The sequence below is a fragment of the Streptomyces sp. NPDC058812 genome (assembly GCF_042744565.1).
Taxonomy (GTDB): Bacteria; Actinomycetota; Actinomycetes; order Streptomycetales; family Streptomycetaceae; genus Streptomyces; species Streptomyces thinghirensis.
Map to the genome: position 1 here is coordinate 576655 of NZ_JBHYOB010000001.1, position 15561 is coordinate 592215.

Here is a 15561-nt window from a genome sequence, read left to right on the forward strand (position 1 = left end):
ACGGCGGGGCCGCTCGCTCAGCGGCGCAGGGCGGTCTCCCGTCGCATGCGCGACAGCTTCTCGGGGTTGCGCACGGCGTAGAGCCCGGTGATCAGGCCGTCGTCGAAACGCAGCGTCATCACGGTGTCGAGCGCGCCGTCGAGCCGGAGGATCAGGGCCGGGTAGCCGTTCACCTCAGCCGGTGCGAACGAGACCGCGGTGGCCTGCTTGAGCAGCCCCCCGACCATGAGGCGGGCCACCTTGAGGGCCCCCATGACGGGCCGCAGGACGGCCCGCTTGATGCCGCCGCCGTCGCCCAGCAGGACGACGTCCGGCGCGAGGATGTCGAGCAGGCCCTGCAAGTCGCCCGTCTCGACCGCCCGCTGGAACGCGGCGAGCGCGTCCCGGCTCTCGTCGGGGGAAACGGCCCCGCGCGGCCGGCGCGCCGCGACGTGCGCGCGTGCCCGGTGCGCGGTCTGGCGGACGGCGGCCGGGCTCTTGTCGACGGCCTCGGCGATCTCGTCGTAGCCGAGGTCGAACACCTCGCGCAGTACGAACACCGCCCGTTCGGTCGGCGTGAGCGTCTCCAGGACCAGCATCATCGCCATCGAGACGCTGTCGGCCAGCTCGACGTCCTCGGCCACGTCGGGCGTGGTGAGCAGCGGCTCGGGCAGCCAGGAGCCGACGTAGGACTCCTTGCGGCGGCCGAGCGTGCGCAGCCGGCCCAGTGCCTGGCGGGTGGTGATCCGGACCAGGTAAGAGCGCCGGTCGCGCACCGTCGCGAGATCGACTCCCGCCCACCGCAGCCAGGTCTCCTGGAGGACGTCCTCGGCGTCGGCGGCCGAGCCGAGCATCTCGTACGCGACGGTGAAGAGCAGGTTGCGGTGGGCGACGAAGGCCTCGGTGGCGGGGTCCGCGCGCCCGCCGCCGCCGGCGGTCCGCCCGGTCGTGTCGTCCGGCTCGCGTCCACTGTTCTCGCTCGCCACCAGCTGCTCCCGCTTGTTCGCCTCGGACGGTGTCATGCGCACAGGACGCCGGTCGCCGCCGCTTTGTGACACCCGTACGCGGTGGCTCACGTCACATCGGCGCCCCGTCACAGGGATCGGGTCGCCGGCGTCTTGTGTTCGTCAACGCGGCACCGAGAGTGAGGACGAGGTCATGGACACCCGATTCAACCTGTTCGAGAACGAGATCGGCGGCAAGTTCGCCAAGCGGTTCGCGGGCACCGGCATGGTGGTTCACCAGTCGTCGCTGCCGAAGTCCACGCAGGAGCTGGTGTCGCTGCGCGCCAGCCAGATCAACGGCTGCGGCCACTGCATCGACATGCACGTCAAGGAGGCCGCGGCCGCCGGTGAGAGCGCGGTCCGGCTCCACCTGGTCGCCGCCTGGCGCGAGTCGACCGTGTTCACCGAGGCCGAGCGGGCCGCGCTGGCACTCGCCGAGGAGGGCACCCGGCTCGCCGACGCCCACCAGGGCGTGTCCGACGAGACCTGGGCCCAGGTGCGGGGGCACTACGACGACGACCAGACCGCCGCGCTGGTCTCCCTGGTCGCCCTCATCAACGCGGCCAACCGGCTCGCCGTGATCACGCACCAGCGGGGCGGCTCGTACGAGGCGGGCATGTTCGCCGCCGCGCTCGGCGACTGAGCCGACCGGCCGTCGCGTCCGGCCCGGCCCGGGGACCTTCGTTCCGGGGCCGGGCCGCCGCATGTCCGGCGGACGCGCGAAACCCGCCGGGTCACGATTGGGTCTCGGCACCCTCTCACCCTCTTGCCAGCCGCCCGTGTAATCGTTTCCAATCCTCCGTGTAATCGATTCCACGAGGAGGTGGAACGGCGATGGCGAGTATCGGCATCAAGGACGTCGCCGCTGAAGCCGGCGTGTCCGTCGCGACGGTCTCGCGCGCGCTCAACGGCCACCCGTCGGTCAGTCCCGCCGCACGCGAGCGTGTGCTGGCCGCCGTCGAGACGCTGGGCTACCGCCCGAACGCCGTCGCCCGGTCGTTGCGCACCGACCAGACCCGCACCCTCGGCCTGGTCATCAGCGACGTCATGAACCCGTACTTCACCGAACTGGCCCGGTCCGTCGAGGAGGAGGCCCGCGCGCTCGGCTACAGCGTCATCATCGGCAACGCCGACGAGCGGCCGGACCTCCAGGACCACCACGTCACGACGCTGCTGGACCGGCGTATCGACGGGCTGCTCGTCTCCCCGACCGACGGCGGCTCCCCGCGGATGCTGGACGCCGCGCGGGCCGGGACGCCGATGGTCTTCGTCGACCGGTGGATTCCGGGTGTCGACGTGCCCGTCGTCCGGTCGGACGGGCGGGCCGCCGTACGGGACCTCGTGGCGCATCTGTACGGCCTCGGGCACCGGCGGCTCGCCATCATCGCCGGGCCCGCCGCCACCACGACCGGACGCGAGCGCGTCGACGCCTTCCGCGAGGCGCTCGGCGCGTACGGGCTCCCCCTGCCCGTCGCCTACATCGGCCAGGGCGACTTCCAGGCCGACAGCGGACGCCGGGTCACCGAGGGCTTCCTCGACCTGCCCGAACCGCCCGAGGTCGTCTTCGCCGCCGACAACCTGATGGCGCTCGGCGCCCTGGACGCCGTACGCGCGCGCGGGCTGCGGGTCCCCGAGGACATCGCGCTCGCCGCGTTCGACGACATCCGCTGGTTCGTGCACACCGATCCGCCCGTCACCGCGATCGCCCAGCCCACGGGCGACCTCGGGCGGGCCGCCGTGCGCGCGCTGGTCGACCGGATCGAGGGGCGGCCCGGCGAGTCCGTCACCCTCCCGGCGCGGCTCGTCGTGCGCCGGTCGTGCGGTGAACCGGCCCTCCGAGAAACCCCGTCCCCGTCCCCCGTACGAAGGAGTACGCCGTGAGCAGCCGCAGTCCGGACGAGTTGCTGCGCATCGAGGGCATCCGCAAGACCTTCCCCGGCGTGGTCGCGCTCGACAGCGTCGACTTCGACCTGCGCCGGGGCGAGGTGCACGTGCTCCTCGGTGAGAACGGCGCGGGCAAGAGCACCCTCATCAAGATGCTCTCCGGCGCCTACACGCCCGACGCCGGGCGGATCCTGGCCGGTGGCGAGGAGGTGCGCATCCACGGTGCGCAGGACTCCGAGCGCCTCGGGATCGCCACCATCTACCAGGAGTTCAACCTCGTCCCCGATCTGACGGTCGCCGAGAACATCTTCCTGGGACGCCAGCCGCGCCGCCTGGGGATGATCGACCGGAAGAAGATGGACGCGGACGCGGAAGTGCTGCTGGAGCGGGTCGGTCTGAGCGTGTCGCCGCGCGCGCGTGTGCGTGAACTCGGCATCGCCCGGCTCCAGATGGTCGAGATCGCCAAGGCGCTCAGCCTGAACGCGCGCGTGCTCATCATGGACGAGCCGACCGCCGTGCTGACCTCCGAGGAGGTCGACAAGCTGTTCGCCATCGTGCGGCGGCTGCGCGAGGACGGCGTCGGGATCGTCTTCATCACCCACCACCTGGAGGAGATCGCCGCCCTCGGCGACCGGGTCACCGTCATCCGGGACGGACGCAGTGTCGGGCAGGTGCCCGCCGCCACGCCCGAGGACGAGCTGGTACGCCTCATGGTCGGGCGGTCGATCGAGCAGCAGTACCCGCGCGAACGCGCCGCCGCCGGTGAGGCGTTGCTCAAGGTGGAGGGACTGACGCGGGACGGCGTCTTCCACGACGTCGGCTTCGAGGTGCGCGCCGGTGAGGTCGTCGGCATCGCGGGTCTCGTCGGCGCCGGGCGGACCGAGGTCGTCCGGGCCGTGTTCGGCGCCGATCCGTACGACGCGGGGACCGTGCACGTCGCGGGCGCCCGGCTCCCCCGCCACGACGTGAACGCCGCCATGGCGGCCGGGATCGGGCTCGTGCCCGAGGACCGGAAGGGTCAGGGGCTCGTCCTGGACGCCTCCGTCGAGGAGAACCTGGGGCTGGTCACCCTCCGTTCCACCTCCCGCGCCGGGCTCGTCGACCTCAAGGGGCAGCACGCGGCGGCCGAGCGGATCGCCGGGCAGCTCGGTGTGCGGATGGCCGGTCTCGGTCAGCACGTGCGCACGCTCTCCGGCGGCAACCAGCAGAAGGTCGTCATCGGCAAGTGGCTGCTGGCGAACACCAAGGTGCTGATCCTCGACGAGCCGACGCGCGGCATCGACGTCGGCGCCAAGGTCGAGATCTACCAGTTGGTCAACGAACTCACCGCCGCCGGTGCCGCCGTGCTGATGATCTCCAGCGACCTGCCCGAAGTGCTCGGCATGAGCGACCGGGTGCTGGTGATGGCGCAGGGCCGGATCGCGGGTGAACTCCCCGCCGGCCAGGCCACCCAGGACGCCGTGATGGCACTCGCCGTCAGCACCCCCCACAGCGACACCCCCCACAGCAACGGAACGGAGGCCTCCCGTGGCCACTGACACGCTCAAGGGCAGGCCGGGCGCGCAGGGCGCCTCGGGCGGTCTGCGCCGCCTGCTGCTCGACAACGGCGCGCTGACCGCGCTGATCGTCCTCGTCGTCGCCATGTCGGCACTGTCCGGGGACTTCCTGACCGCCGACAACCTGCTGAACGTCGGCGTCCAGGCCGCCGTCACCGCGATCCTCGCCTTCGGCGTCACCTTCGTCATCGTCTCCGCCGGCATCGACCTGTCGGTCGGCTCGGTCGCCGCGCTGTCGGCCACCGTGCTGGCCTGGAGCGCCACCGAGGCCGGGATACCGGTCGTGCTCGCGGTGCTGCTGTCCGTCGCGACGGGCATCGCCTGCGGCCTGGTGAACGGCTTCCTCATCTCGTACGGGAAGCTGCCGCCGTTCATCGCGACGCTCGCCATGCTGTCGGTGGGGCGCGGTCTGTCGCTCGTCATCTCGCAGGGCTCGCCGATCGCCTTCCCCGACTCCGTCTCCCACCTCGGCGACACGCTCGGCGGGTGGCTGCCGGTGCCGGTGCTCGTGATGATCGTGATGGGGCTCGTCACGGCGTTCGTCCTCGGGCGGACCTACATCGGCCGCTCCATGTACGCCATCGGCGGCAACGAGGAGGCCGCGCGGCTGTCCGGCCTGCGGGTGAAGCGGCAGAAGCTCGCCGTCTACGCCTTCTCCGGTCTGTTCGCCGCCGCCGCGGGCATCGTGCTCGCCTCCCGGCTCTCCTCCGCGCAGCCGCAGGCCGCGCAGGGCTACGAGCTGGACGCCATCGCGGCCGTCGTCATCGGCGGTGCCTCGCTCGCGGGCGGCACCGGCAAGGCGTCGGGCACGCTGATCGGCGCGCTGATCCTCGCGGTGCTGCGCAACGGCCTCAACCTGCTGTCCGTCTCCGCGTTCTGGCAGCAGGTCGTCATCGGTGTCGTCATCGCACTGGCGGTGCTGCTGGACACCCTGCGGCGCAAGGCCGGGGCGACCACGCCGGCGGCCGGGGCCGGCGGGGGCGGCAAGGGCAAGCAGGCACTGACCTACGTGATCGCGGCGGTCGTGGCCGTGGCCGTCGTGGGTGCGACCTCGCTGCTGCACAACGACTCCTCGGCCGGCAAGACGCGCAAGGTCGGTCTGTCGCTGTCCACGCTCAACAACCCGTTCTTCGTGCAGATCAGGGACGGAGCGGAGGAACAGGCGAAGAAGCTGGGCGTGGACCTGACGGTCACGGACGCGCAGAACGACGCCTCCCAGCAGGCCAACCAGTTGCAGAACTTCACCAGCGAGGGCCTGTCCTCGATCATCGTCAACCCGGTGGACTCCGACGCCGCGAGCCCCTCGGTGCGCTCGGCGAACAAGGACGACATCCCCGTCATCGCCGTGGACCGCGGCGTCAACGACGCGAAGACGGCCGCACTGGTCGCCTCCGACAACGTCGAGGGCGGTGAGCTGGGCGCCAGGGCGCTCGCCGAGAAGCTCGGCGGCAAGGGCACGATCGTCATCCTCCAGGGCCAGGCCGGCACCTCCGCCAGCCGGGAGCGCGGGGCGGGCTTCGCGGCCGGTCTCAAGGAGTACCCGGGCATCAAGGTCGTCGCCAAGCAGCCCGCGGACTTCGACCGCACCAAGGGCCTGGACGTGATGACCAACCTGCTCCAGGCGCACCCCGACATCGACGGCGTCTTCGCGGAGAACGACGAGATGGCGCTCGGCGCGATCAAGGCGCTGGGTTCCAAGGCCGGCAAGTCGGTCCAGGTCGTCGGCTTCGACGGCACCCCGGACGGGCTGAAGGCGGTGCGGGAGGGCACGTTGTTCGCGTCCGTCGCGCAGCAGCCGAAGGAACTGGGCAGGATCGCGGTCGAGAACGCGTTGCGCGCCGCCGACGGCAAGAAGGTGGAGAAGATGGTGAAGGTCCCGGTGAAGGTGGTCACCAAGGAGAACGTGGCCGGCTTCGAGGGCTGACAGGGCGCACGGCAGCGCACGGGCGGGCGGTCATGAGGACCGTCCGCCCGCCTCACTCGAACTCACTCGCATTCACTCGGATTCATTTCGGATTCATTCGGCTCGGGGAGCGATTCATGTACGACTACGACCTCCTGGTCGTGGGGTCGGCCAACGCCGACCTCGTGATCGGCGTCGAGCGGCGGCCGGGTGCCGGCGAGACGGTGCTCGGCACCGACCTGGCCGTCCACCCGGGCGGCAAGGGCGCGAACCAGGCGGTCGCCGCCGCCCGGCTCGGCGCCCGTACGGCGCTGCTGGCCCGGGTCGGCGACGACGACTACGGCCGGCTGCTGCTGGACTCGCAGCGGGCGGCCGGCGTCGACACGGTCGGCGTGCTGGTGGGCGGGGCGCCGACCGGCGTCGCACTGATCACCGTCGACCCGTCCGGGGACAACAGCATCGTGGTGTCGCCGGGCGCGAACGGCCGTCTGGCCCCGGGGGACGTCCGGGCCGCCGCGAGCCTCTTCCACGCGTCCCGGGTCGTCTCCGCGCAGTTGGAGATCCCGCTGGAGACGGTCGTCGAGGTGGTCCGGAGTCTGGCGCCGGACAGCCGCTTCGTGCTGAACCCGTCGCCGCCGCGCCCGCTCCCGCAGGAGGTGCTGGCGGCCTGCGACCCGCTGATCGTCAACGAGCACGAGGCGAAGGTGATCCTCGGCGACGCCCGCGTGAGCGAGCGCCCCGAGGACTGGGCCCGCATCCTGCTGGCCAAGGGGCCGCGTTCGGTGGTCGTGACCCTGGGTGCCGAGGGCGCGCTGGTGGCCTCGGGCGCGGGCGTCTCCCGTGTCCCGTCGGTGAAGGTGGACGCCGTGGACACGACGGGCGCGGGCGACGCGTTCACCGCGGCGCTGGCCTGGCGGCTCGGCACGGGCGAGTCGCTCGCCGAGGCGGCGGCGTACGCGGCCCGGGTCGGCGCGGCGGCCGTCACGAAGGCGGGCGCGCAGGCGTCGTACCCGACGGCGGCGGAGGCGGAGGCATTGTGAAGCGGGCCGGCATACTCAATCGCCACCTCGCGGGCGCCCTCGCCGAACTCGGCCACGGCGACGGCGTCCTGGTGTGCGACGTCGGCATGCCGATCCCGGCCGGTCCACGCGTCGTCGACCTGGCCTTCCGCGCCGGAGTGCCGTCCTTCGCGGAAGTGGTGGACGGACTGCTCGACGAGCTGGTGGTCGAGGGCGCCACGGCGGCGACGGAGGTACGGAAGGCCAATGCGGAGGCCGCCGCGCTGCTCGACGGGCACTTCCCCGCCCTCGTCCTCGTCCCGCACGAGCGGTTGAAGGAACTCTCGGCGGGGGCACGGCTGGTGGTGCGGACCGGGGAGGCCCGCCCCTACGCGAACGTGCTGTTGCGGTGCGGGGTCTTCTTCTGACGGTCGAGGGGCGAAGAACGAAGGGCTTCGAGGGGGCCCGGTCGACCGGGCCCCCTCGGGTTTCCCTCCCCTTCAGAACCCCGTGATCCCCCCCGGGTCCCCCCACTGGGGTTCTGATGCCAAGTACGACCCGCTGAGCGACGAAACGGTTGCACGGGCCGCCGGAGTTTATTTTTCGGCCCCCGCGTGCGCGGCGAACCGCGCCGCCGTCTCGGCGAGCACCTCCCGCCCGTCCCGCGCCCACAGCTCCTCGTTGAACAGCTCGACCTCGATGGCACCGGTGTACCCGGCCGCCTCCACGTACCCCTTCCACTCCCGCATGTCGATCGCGCCGTCCCCGATCTGCCCACGGCCGTTGAGGACGCCCTCGGGCAGCGGAGTGGTCCAGTCGGCGAGCTGGAAGGTGTGGATGCGTCCGCCCGCCCCGGCCCGGGCGATCTGCTCGGGCGCCCGGTCGTCCCACCAGATGTGGTACGTGTCGACGGTGACGCCGACCTGGTGGGCCGGGAAGCGTTCGGCGAGGTCCAGGGCCTGGGTGAGGGTGGAGACCACGCAGCGGTCGGAGGCGTACATGGGGTGCAGGGGCTCGATGGCGAGCCGTACGCCGTGCCGCTCGGCGTACGGGGCCAGCTCCGCCAGGGCGTCGGCGATGCGTTCCCGGGCGGCGCGCAGGTCCTTGTCGCCGGCCGGGAGACCACCCGAGACCAGGACGAGGGTGTCGGTGCCGAGGGTGGCGGCCTCGTCGACGGCACGGCGGTTGTCGGCCAGGGCCTTCGCGCCTTCGTCCGCGTCGGTCGCCGTGAGGAAGCCGCCGCGGCACAGGGTGCTGACGGTCAGGCCCGCGTCGCGGACCAGCTTGGCCGCCGCCTCGACGCCGTACGCCTGGACCGGTTCGCGCCACAGGCCGACGTTTGCGACGCCCAGTTCTCGGCAGGCGGCGGTCAGTTCGGGCAGGGAGAGCTGCTTGACCGTCATCTGGTTGATGCTGAAGCGGCTCAGGCCGGGACCGGGATCGGTGTCGCTCACTGGTTCACTCCGTACAGGCTCAGCAGGTTCCGCATGCGCTCCTCGGCCAGTTTCGGGTCCGGGAACAGGCCGAGGCCGTCGGCGAGTTCGTAGGCGCGCGCGAGGTGGGGCAGGGAGCGGGCCGACTGGAGGCCGCCCACCATGGTGAAGTGGCTCTGGTGGCCGGCCAGCCAGGCCAGGAACACCACGCCCGTCTTGTAGTAGCGGGTGGGGGCCCGGAAGAGGTGGCGGGAGAGTTCGACGGTGGGGTCGAGGAGGGCGCGGAAGCCTTCCGTGTTCCCGGTGTCGAGGACGCGGACCGCCTCGGCGGCCAGCGGGCCCAGCGGGTCGAAGATGCCGAGCAGGGCGTGGCTGAAGCCCTGGTCGTCGCCGGCGATCAGTTCGGGGTAGTTGAAGTCGTCGCCGGTGTAGCAGCGAACGCCCTGCGGGAGGCGGCGGCGCAGGTCGACCTCGCGCTGGGCGTCCAGCAGGGAGACCTTGATGCCGTCGACCTTGTCGGGGTGGGCGGCGATGACGTCCAGGAAGGTGTCGGTGGCCGCGTCGAGGTCCTCCGACCCCCAGTAGCCCTCCAGGGCCGGGTCGAACATCGGCCCGAGCCAGTGCAGGATCACCGGTTCGGCGGCCTGTCGGAGCAGGTGGCCGTAGACCTCCAGGTAGTCCTCGGGGCTCCGCGCCGACGCGGCCAGGGCGCGGGAGGCCATCAGGATGGCCTGGGCGCCCGACTCCTCGACGACGGCGAGCTGTTCCTCGTAGGCCGCCCGGACCTCGGCGAGAGTGCCGCCGGTGATCTGGTCGGTGCCGACGCCGCAGGCGATCCGTCCGCCGCACGCCTTCGCCTCGGCGGCGGAGCGGCGGATCAGCTCGGCGGCGCCGGCCCAGTCCAGGCCCATGCCGCGCTGGGCGGTGTCCATGGCCTCGGCGACGCCGAGTCCGTGGGACCACAGATGGCGGCGGAAGGCGAGGGTGGCGTCCCAGTCGACGGCGGCGGGCGAGTCGGGGGTGGTGTCGGCGTACGGGTCGGCGACGACGTGGGCGGCGGAGAAGACCGTACGGGAGGAGAAAGCGCTTCCCGGGGAGAGCGTCAGGGGCTCGGTGCGCGGCTCGTGGGCGCGCAGGGTGCCGTCCGCGCCCGGCAGGTGGAGGGTCACAGCGCGATCTCCGGTACGTCCAGGCGGCGGCCCTCGGCCGAGGACTTCAGGCCCAGCTCGGCGAGCTGGACGCCGCGGGCACCGGCCAGCAGGTCCCAGTGGTAGGGGGCGTCGGCGTAGACGTGGCGCAGGAACAGTTCCCACTGGGCCTTGAAGCCGTTGTCGAAGTCGCCGTTGTCCGGGACCTCCTGCCACTGGTCGCGGAAGGCCTCGGTGGCGGGGATGTCCGGGTTCCAGACCGGCTTGGGGGTGGCGGAGCGGTGCTGGACCCGGCAGTTCCGCAGTCCGGCGACCGCGGAGCCCTCGGTGCCGTCGACCTGGAACTCGACGAGTTCGTCGCGGTTGACGCGCACCGCCCAGGAGGAGTTGATCTGGGCGATCGTGCCGCCGTCGAGTTCGAAGACGCCGTAGGCGGCGTCGTCGGCGGTGGCGTCGTAGGGCTTGCCGTTCTCGTCCCAGCGCTGCGGGATGTGGGTGGTGGCCAGGGCCTGGACGGACTTCACGCGGCCGAACAGCTCGTGCAGGACGTACTCCCAGTGCGGGAACATGTCGACGACGATGCCGCCGCCGTCCTCGGCGCGGTAGTTCCAGGAGGGCCGCTGGGCGTCCTGCCAGTCACCCTCGAAGACCCAGTAGCCGAACTCGCCGCGCACGGACAGGACGCGGCCGAAGAAGCCGCCGTCGATGAGGCGCTTGAGCTTGAGCAGGCCGGGGAGGAAGAGCTTGTCCTGCACGACGCCGTGCTTGATGCCGGCGGCGTTCGCCAGGCGGGCCAGCTCCAGGGCGCCGTCGAGGCCGGTGGCGGTGGGCTTCTCGGTGTAGACGTGCTTGCCCGCGGCGATCGCCTTCCTGATCGCCTCCTCGCGGGCGGAGGTGACCTGCGCGTCGAAGTAGATGTCCACGGACGGGTCGGCGAGGACCGCGTCCACGTCCGTCGAGACGTGCTCCAGGCCGTGCCGTTCGGCGAGCGTCCGCAGCGCGTGCTCACGGCGGCCGACCAGGATCGGTTCCGGCCACAGCACGGTGCCGTCGCCGAGGTCGAGGCCGCCCTGTTCGCGGAGGGCCAGGATGGAGCGGACGAGGTGCTGGCGGTAGCCCATGCGCCCGGTCACACCGTTCATGGCGATTCGCACCGTCTTGCGTGTCACGTCGTTCCCTTCGTACGGGCGGTGAGGTGGAGGTAGTGCGGTACAGCAAGCGCTTTCTATGCCATACGAAGCTAGCCTGTGGACGGTGGTCTGGACAAGACCGGGGCACGGGCGAGTTGTTCGAGGGGACGAACAGCGGCGGGCCGTGGCCGTAAGGTCACCTGGGACGGGACGACGGCGTTCGGCACACGCGCGATGCGGAGGACGAGGACATGACGGTGACACTGGCGGACGTGGCGGCCCGCGCCCAGGTCTCCCCCGCGACGGTGTCGCGCGTGCTGAACGGGAACTATCCCGTGGCCGCCTCCACCCGGGAACGGGTGCTGAAGGCGGTCGACGACCTGGACTACGTGCTCAACGGCCCCGCGAGCGCGCTGGCGGCGGCGACGTCCGACCTGGTGGGCATCCTGGTCAACGACATCGCCGACCCCTTCTTCGGCATCATGGCCGGCGCGATCCAGTCCGAGATCGGCGGGCCGGGCGGCAGAGCGGGCGGCGAGAGACTCGCCGTGGTCTGCAACACCGGCGGCTCCCCGGAGCGCGAACTGACCTACCTCACCCTGCTGCAGCGGCAGCGGGCGGCGGCCGTCGTGCTGACCGGCGGGGCGATGGAGGACGCGGCGCACCAGGCGGCCGTGGCGGCGAAGCTGCGCAAGCTGGCGGAGGCCGGCACGCGGGTGGTGCTGTGCGGGCGGCCGCCGGCGCCGGACACCGGGGCGATCGCACTGACCTTCGACAACCGCGGGGGCGGCCGGGAGCTGACCGACCACCTGATCGGGCTCGGGCACCGGCGGCTCGGCTACATCGCGGGCCCGGAGGAGCGCACCACGACCCGGCACCGGCTGGAGGGCCACCGCGCCGCGCTCGCCGCGCACGGCATCGAGGAGGACCCCCGCTGGGCCATCCACGGCAGCTACGACCGGCAGTCCGGCTACGAGGCCACGCTCGAACTCCTGCGCAGGGACCCCTCTCTGACGGCCGTCGTCGCCGCGAACGACTCCGTCGCGCTGGGCGCGTGCGCGGCGCTGCGCGACTCGGGGCTGCGCATCCCGGACGACGTGTCCGTGGCCGGCTTCGACGACCTGCCCTTCAGCATCGACGCGGTACCCGCGCTGACGACGGTCCGGCTGCCGCTCGCGGAGGCGGGGGCGCGGGCGGGACGCATCGCGATGGGGCGGGAGGAGGCGCCGCCCGGGGGGATCGCCACGGTGCGGGGGGAATTGATGGTGCGGGGATCCTCCGGAGGGCCGCGGAAGTGAGCGTGCCGTTGGTCTCCCGGCGCCCCGCGCCGGTATGGCGGCACGGCGATTAGTTTTCGGGTCGGCATCGGTCTGTATCGGCGTCGTGCCGTAACGAAACCAGGAGAGCGCCTCCCATGCGTATCGTCATCACAGAGTTCATCAGCCTCGACGGCGTCGTGCAGGCCCCCGGCGGTCCCCAGGAGGACACCGACGGCGGTTTCGCGCACGGTGGGTGGACGCAGGCGTACTTCGACGACGAGGTGGTCGGCGGGGCGTTCGACGCGGCCATCGCCGACAATGACGCGCTGCTGTTCGGACGGCGTACGTGGCAGGCGATGGCGGGGGCCTGGCCCGAGCGGGCGGGGGACCCCTTCGCGGACCGGATCAACGCCCTCCCGAAGTACGTGGTCTCCCGCACCCTCGGCGAGTCCGACCTGACCTGGAACAACACCACCCTCGTCCCCGGGGACGAGGCCGTCGCCCGCATCCGCGAGCTGCGCGAGCGAAGTGGCCGCGGGCTGCTGGTCATGGGCAGCCCCTCGCTCGCCCGCACGCTGGTGCACGAGGGGCTGGTCGACGAACTGCGGCTCATGGTGATGCCGGTGATCCTGGGCGGCGGCAAGTCGGTCTTCCCCACGGACGGTGCGCGGCACGCCTTCGAGCCGGTGTCCACGACCACCTCGCCCAAGGGCGTGCAGCTGTGCGTCTACCGGGCGGCGACACCCAACTGACGGGGAGGAGTACGGACGGCAGGTGCGGGTACGCTCCGTGGTCATGAAGCTGGCGTTCTCCACCCTCGGTGTCCCCGGCCTGCCCCTGACCGACGTGCTGGGGCTCGCGACCGCGCACGGCTACCACGGTGTCGAGTTGCGCGCCCACCCGGAGGAACCGGTGCACCCCGGCCTGGCCCCCGGCGAACGGGCCGCGGTGGCGGCCGGGTTCAAGGAGTCGGGCGTGGAGCTGCTGAGCCTCGCGGGGTACCCGCGGGTCGCCGCACCGGGTGACGACGCCGCCGTGATCGCCGAGATCCGCGCCCTGCTCGACCTGGCCCGCGACCTGGGCGCCCCGTACATCCGGGTCTTCCCCGGCGGCGCCGACCAGAGCCCCGAGGAGGCCGACGCGACGGCGGCCCGGCGGCTGGGCACGGCCGCCGAGTACGCCGCCGAACTGGACGTACGCATCCTCCTGGAGACCCACGACTCGCACCGCACCGGCACCGACGCGATGCGCGTCCTCGGTCTGGTCGGGCACCGCCAGGTCGGTGCCCTGTGGGACGTGATGCACACCTGGCTGGGCGGCGAGCAGCCCTCGGAGAGCTACCTGGCCCTCGCCCCGCACCTCGGCTACGTCCAGGTCAAGGACATCGCGTCCGCCGAGGACACCACCCCGCTGCCGCTCGGCGCCGGCGTGCTGCCGCTCACCGAGGTGGTGGACGTCCTCTCCCGCCACGGCTGGGACGGCTGGCTGTGCTGGGAGTACGAGAAGCGGTGGTACGAGTCGGCCGCACCGTTGCCGGAGCTGCTGGTCGCAGGGCGTGAACACCTCGCCCGGCTGCTCAGCGACGCGGCGTGAGCGTGGGCTCCGCGGGCCGCACCCGGCGCTCCAGCCGCTCGCGGCACTCCGGCCACTGAGCCGCCGTGATCGAGTAGATCGCGGAGTCGCGCAACCGGCCCTCCTCACCCGGCGCCCAGGAGCGGGACCAGTTGCGCAGCACGCCCTCGAAGCGGGCGCCGGCCGACTCGATCGCGGCGCGGGACCGAGCGTTGCGGGCGTCGGTCTTCAGGTCGACCCGGGAGACCCGCCAGACCTCGAAGGCGTGGCGGAACAGCAGCAGCTTGGCCTCGGCGTTGACGCCCGTTCCCTGTGCCGACCGGGCCAGCCAGGTGAAACCGACCTCGATCGCGTCGAGGGCGTCGTCCGTCAGCCAGGAGCGGGGTTCCCAGTAGGAAGTGGCGCCGACCGCCCGGCCGGTGGCGAGGGAGACCTGCGCGTAGGGCGCCAGCCGCCCCGTGGCCGCCCGGGCCAACTGGGCGTCGATGTAGGCGCCGACCTCGTCGGCCCTGGGCACCCACGTGAACGCGTAGGTGCCGCGGTCCTCCTCGGCGGCCACGGCCAGGTCTGCCGCGTGGTGCGGGCCCAGCGGTTCCAGTCGTACCAGCGTGCCTTCGAGGGCCGGGCCCTTCAGGGTGAATGTCACCGGACGGATTCTTCCGCCCGCGCGGTCGGCCGTCCAACGCGTTTCGGGCGGGCCGCGGCCGCGTCCGGCAGCGGGCCCCGGCCGCGCCGGGCGGGCGTGAGCGTCGTCAGTGCCACCCCGCCCACCAGCAGCGCCGCCGCGCACCACCGCAGCGGGGTCACCGACTCGCCGAGGAAGAGCGCCGCCGACGACATGCCGAAGACGGGGACCAGGAGGGAGAACGGCGCGACCGTGGAGGCGGGGTGACGGTGCAGGAGCCAGCCCCAGGCACCGAAGCCGAAGACGGTCGAGATCCAGGCGACGAAGAGGATCGTGCCGGCGCCCTGCCGGTCGAGCCCCCGCAGGGCCGCGAGGTCCTGGGACGGGCCCTCCGTCACGAGGGAGAGGGCCAGCAGCGGGAGCACCGGGACGGTGGACACCCACACCATGAAGTTCAGCGCGTCGGGCGGGGAGGCCTTGCGGGTCAGGACGTTGGACAGGCCCCACGCGGCCGCCGCCCCGACGACCAGCACGAAAGCGCCCAGCGGTCCGGAGGCGCCCTCGTCGAGGGCCGCCACGCCTATGCCGGCCAGCGCCACCACCATGCCCAGCACCCTTGTGCCGGTGGGGCGTTCGCCCAGTACCGCCGCCGCGATCACCGCCGTGAACACCGCCTGGATCTGCAGGACGAGGGAGGACAGGCCGGCCGGCATGCCCGTGTCCATGCCCACGAAGACCAGCCCGAACTTCGCGACTCCCAGCACCAGTCCCACGGCCACGATCCACTTCCAGGCCACCTTCGGCCGGCCCACGAAGAAGACGGCGGGCAGCGCCGCCACGAGGAAGCGCAGGGCGGAGAAGAGCAGCGGCGGGAAGTGGTCGAGGCCGATCTCGATGACCGTGAAGTTCACGCCCCAGACGGCGGCGACGAGCACGGCGAGGAGCAGGTGGGAAGGTCGCATGCGTCGAGGATCACGTCCATCGACCATGAAGCACCAGCGATGATTTCTGCATGGTTGGATGAAGCACTGCTAACTGTTCGCATCAGGGACATCAGGGACTCGCATCAG

At 72.3% G+C, this 15561-nt stretch carries 15 protein-coding genes; 9 read left to right on the plus strand and 6 right to left on the minus strand.

Translation table 11 applies throughout. From position 1 onward, the window contains the following. Positions 1–17: 17 nt before the first annotated feature. Positions 18–1007 (minus strand): RNA polymerase sigma-70 factor, encoded by a 990-nt coding sequence (locus ACFW48_RS02655; protein WP_386309727.1) that lies wholly within the window; start codon positions 1005–1007, stop codon positions 18–20. Positions 1008–1137: 130 nt separating this feature from the next. On the opposite strand from ACFW48_RS02655, the gene ACFW48_RS02660 reads away from it, so the two are divergent. From ACFW48_RS02660 to rbsD, 6 genes are all read left to right on the plus strand, one after another. Further along, on the plus strand, positions 1138–1626 hold the full coding sequence (locus tag ACFW48_RS02660; RefSeq protein ID WP_386309728.1) for a carboxymuconolactone decarboxylase family protein: 489 nt from the start codon (positions 1138–1140) through the stop codon (positions 1624–1626). A 191-nt stretch (positions 1627–1817) separates the two neighbouring features. Further along, positions 1818–2864 carry a LacI family DNA-binding transcriptional regulator gene (locus ACFW48_RS02665; protein WP_386309730.1) on the plus strand — a complete coding sequence of 349 codons (1047 nt, stop codon included), beginning with the start codon at positions 1818–1820 and terminating at the stop codon, positions 2862–2864. After that, complete coding sequence (locus ACFW48_RS02670) at positions 2861–4405, plus strand: sugar ABC transporter ATP-binding protein (protein WP_386309732.1); 1545 nt, start codon at positions 2861–2863, stop codon at positions 4403–4405. The genes ACFW48_RS02665 and ACFW48_RS02670 overlap by 4 nt, the downstream gene beginning before the upstream one ends. Next, entirely contained in the window at positions 4395–6347 is a 1953-nt protein-coding gene (locus ACFW48_RS02675) for a substrate-binding domain-containing protein (RefSeq protein ID WP_386309733.1), read from the plus strand. Before ACFW48_RS02670 ends, ACFW48_RS02675 begins: the two co-directional genes overlap by 11 nt. A 116-nt stretch (positions 6348–6463) precedes the next feature. Next, positions 6464–7366, plus strand: coding sequence for a ribokinase (locus ACFW48_RS02680; protein ID WP_386309735.1), 903 nt, complete (start codon positions 6464–6466; stop codon positions 7364–7366). Next, complete coding sequence (gene rbsD / locus ACFW48_RS02685) at positions 7363–7752, plus strand: D-ribose pyranase (RefSeq protein ID WP_386309738.1); 390 nt, start codon at positions 7363–7365, stop codon at positions 7750–7752. The genes ACFW48_RS02680 and rbsD overlap by 4 nt, the downstream gene beginning before the upstream one ends. A 168-nt stretch (positions 7753–7920) precedes the next feature. Here the strand turns inward: rbsD and ACFW48_RS02690 are convergent, their stop codons facing one another. The 3 genes from ACFW48_RS02690 to ACFW48_RS02700 are packed head-to-tail and all read right to left on the minus strand — an operon-like array spanning position 7921 to position 11074. Beyond that, positions 7921–8727 (minus strand): sugar phosphate isomerase/epimerase family protein, encoded by an 807-nt coding sequence (locus ACFW48_RS02690; protein WP_386310248.1) that lies wholly within the window; start codon positions 8725–8727, stop codon positions 7921–7923. Between the two features lie 47 nt (positions 8728–8774). Further along, a complete protein-coding gene (locus ACFW48_RS02695; RefSeq protein ID WP_386309741.1) occupies positions 8775–9926 on the minus strand; it encodes a dihydrodipicolinate synthase family protein in 1152 nt (383 codons plus the stop codon). After that, positions 9923–11074 carry a Gfo/Idh/MocA family protein gene (locus ACFW48_RS02700; RefSeq protein WP_386309744.1) on the minus strand — a complete coding sequence of 384 codons (1152 nt, stop codon included), beginning with the start codon at positions 11072–11074 and terminating at the stop codon, positions 9923–9925. Before ACFW48_RS02700 ends, ACFW48_RS02695 begins: the two co-directional genes overlap by 4 nt. Before the next feature lie 212 nt (positions 11075–11286). On the opposite strand from ACFW48_RS02700, the gene ACFW48_RS02705 reads away from it, so the two are divergent. The 3 genes from ACFW48_RS02705 to ACFW48_RS02715 all read left to right on the plus strand — a co-directional run bounded on the left by ACFW48_RS02705 (position 11287) and on the right by ACFW48_RS02715 (position 13887). Beyond that, positions 11287–12333, plus strand: a complete 1047-nt coding sequence (locus tag ACFW48_RS02705; RefSeq protein ID WP_386309747.1) for a LacI family DNA-binding transcriptional regulator — start codon at positions 11287–11289, stop codon at positions 12331–12333. 116 nt (positions 12334–12449) lie between these two features. After that, complete coding sequence (locus ACFW48_RS02710; protein ID WP_386309750.1) at positions 12450–13046, plus strand: dihydrofolate reductase family protein; 597 nt, start codon at positions 12450–12452, stop codon at positions 13044–13046. Between the two features lie 43 nt (positions 13047–13089). Further along, complete coding sequence (locus tag ACFW48_RS02715; protein WP_386309753.1) at positions 13090–13887, plus strand: sugar phosphate isomerase/epimerase family protein; 798 nt, start codon at positions 13090–13092, stop codon at positions 13885–13887. On the opposite strand, the gene ACFW48_RS02720 is transcribed toward ACFW48_RS02715, so the two are convergent. Both ACFW48_RS02720 and ACFW48_RS02725 read right to left on the minus strand, forming a co-directional pair. Continuing rightward, positions 13871–14512: a GNAT family N-acetyltransferase gene (locus ACFW48_RS02720; protein WP_386309756.1), complete on the minus strand. Its 642-nt coding sequence runs from the start codon at positions 14510–14512 to the stop codon at positions 13871–13873. The two genes, ACFW48_RS02715 and ACFW48_RS02720, sit on opposite strands and share 17 nt — an antisense overlap. After that, entirely contained in the window at positions 14509–15453 is a 945-nt protein-coding gene (locus tag ACFW48_RS02725) for an EamA family transporter (RefSeq protein WP_386309760.1), read from the minus strand. The genes ACFW48_RS02720 and ACFW48_RS02725 overlap by 4 nt, the downstream gene beginning before the upstream one ends. Between the last annotated feature and the right edge of the window lie 108 nt (positions 15454–15561).

Bases quoted from the DNA above. Each gene is read 5' to 3' on its own strand.
- ACFW48_RS02715 (WP_386309753.1), top strand. From the start codon at position 13,090: ATGAAGCTGGCGTTCTCCACCCTCGGTGTCCCCGGCCTGCCCCTGACC.
- ACFW48_RS02710 (WP_386309750.1), top strand. From the start codon at position 12,450: ATGCGTATCGTCATCACAGAGTTCATCAGCCTCGACGGCGTCGTGCAG.
- ACFW48_RS02690 (WP_386310248.1), bottom strand. From the start codon at position 8,727: ATGACGGTCAAGCAGCTCTCCCTGCCCGAACTGACCGCCGCCTGCCGA.
- ACFW48_RS02665 (WP_386309730.1), top strand. From the start codon at position 1,818: ATGGCGAGTATCGGCATCAAGGACGTCGCCGCTGAAGCCGGCGTGTCC.
- ACFW48_RS02680 (WP_386309735.1), top strand. From the start codon at position 6,464: ATGTACGACTACGACCTCCTGGTCGTGGGGTCGGCCAACGCCGACCTC.
- ACFW48_RS02725 (WP_386309760.1), bottom strand. From the start codon at position 15,453: ATGCGACCTTCCCACCTGCTCCTCGCCGTGCTCGTCGCCGCCGTCTGG.
- ACFW48_RS02660 (WP_386309728.1), top strand. From the start codon at position 1,138: ATGGACACCCGATTCAACCTGTTCGAGAACGAGATCGGCGGCAAGTTC.
- ACFW48_RS02705 (WP_386309747.1), top strand. From the start codon at position 11,287: ATGACGGTGACACTGGCGGACGTGGCGGCCCGCGCCCAGGTCTCCCCC.